The sequence below is a fragment of the Caballeronia glebae genome (assembly GCF_001545035.1).
Lineage (GTDB): Bacteria > Pseudomonadota > Gammaproteobacteria > Burkholderiales > Burkholderiaceae > Caballeronia > Caballeronia glebae.
Genome location: NZ_FCOJ02000164.1, coordinates 1 through 1,480, shown reverse-complemented (window position 1 = coordinate 1,480; position 1,480 = coordinate 1). Strand labels below are relative to the sequence as shown.

The 1,480-nt window shown below is 61.6% G+C and carries 1 protein-coding gene; it reads left to right on the top strand.

Annotated features, from left to right (window positions below; translation table 11 throughout):
* Positions 1-123: 123 nt before the first annotated feature.
* A complete protein-coding gene (locus tag AWB82_RS36615) occupies positions 124-1,461 on the top strand; it encodes an IS4 family transposase (RefSeq protein ID WP_086974105.1) in 1,338 nt (445 codons plus the stop codon).
* The last annotated feature ends 19 nt before the right edge of the window (positions 1,462-1,480 follow it).

The following is a 1,480-nucleotide window of genomic DNA, read 5'->3' as shown; positions in this document are numbered from 1 at the left end:
CACCTCATTACACATAAGTCGTGACAGTGGCGCGCCGCGAAAAGTCGTTTACGGTCAATGACATAGCGGATGGGGTTGTAAACTCTTTCGGACTGGCGTTAACTCTTGCATTTTGGGCGGCACATGACGCAAGAGAAATCGAGCTGGGCGGCGGCAGAACTCAAGGGCATCGATTTGGGCGATGAACGCCTGAACAAGCGCGCCGTGCTACTGGCGGAGCGGCTGGCGGAGAAGCCGACGGCAAGCATCCCCAACGCATGCGGCGGCTGGGCGGAAACGGCGGCAGCGTATCGCTTCCTCGCGCAAGAGGAGCTGGACTGGCGCGACATCATGGCGCCACATTGGCAGAATTCGACCGAACGGATGCGGGCGTGCGAAGTAGTGCTATGTATTCAGGACACCACGCAATTGGACTTTAACGGCCAGACCATCGCAGGCTTGGGTCCGCTGTCGTATGAAGCGCAACGCGGGCTGTATCTGCACCCGACTTACGCGGTGACGCCATCGCGCGAACCGCTGGGGGTGCTTGACGCATACATGTGGGCGCGCGAGTCCAAGGGGGCGGATGGCGTGCGCCCCGGCATCAAGGAAAGCACCCGCTGGACCGAAGGATATGAGCGGGTTGCCGAACAAGCGGCCGCACTGCCTGCCACGCGACTGGTCTATGTGGCTGACCGGGAATCGGACATCATGGCGCTGATGGTCAAAGCAAAGGAGTTGGGCCACCCGGCGGATTGGTTACTGCGCTCGCAGCACAATCGCACCTTGCCTGACGGCGGCAAGCTGTGGGACCAAGTGACTTCGGGTGAGCCAACGGGCAGGATTCACTTTACGCTGGCAGCCCGTCAGGCTCAGCCAGCGCGCGCGGTACGGCAGCAGGTGTGGGCGCAACGCGTCGCGTTGTCTGACGCTGCAGGCGGCGTGGTGAGCGCCACTTGCATCGTCGCCCGCGAGGTCGACCCGCCGGCAGGCGTCAAGCCGATTGAATGGCGACTGCTGAGTAATCGCGAGGTGAACGACCTTGACGCGGCCGCGCAGCTTATCGACTGGTACCGCGCGCGCTGGGAGGTCGAACTATTCTTTCATGTGCTCAAGAACGGCTGTCGGGTCGAGGCGTTGCAACTCGCATCGATGGCACGGCTTGAGCGTGCCTTGGCGCTGTTCATGGTGGTGGCATGGCGCATCGCTCGGTTGATGCGACTGGGTCGAACTTGCCCCGACCTGGATGCAGGACTGCTGTTCGAGCACGATGAATGGCGAGCGGCATTCATTCTCAACAAGAAGAAACCGCCGAAGAGCTCACCGCGTCTGAATGAGGTCGTGCGCTTGGTCGCCATGCTCGGCGGCTTCTTGGCGCGCAAAGGCGACGGCGAACCTGGAGTCAAGACTATCTGGCAAGGCCTGCAGCGAGTGACAGATTTCGCCGCCGGCCTCAGATACGCCCGAGAACTGGGCGACTGACTTATGTGTAATCAAATGC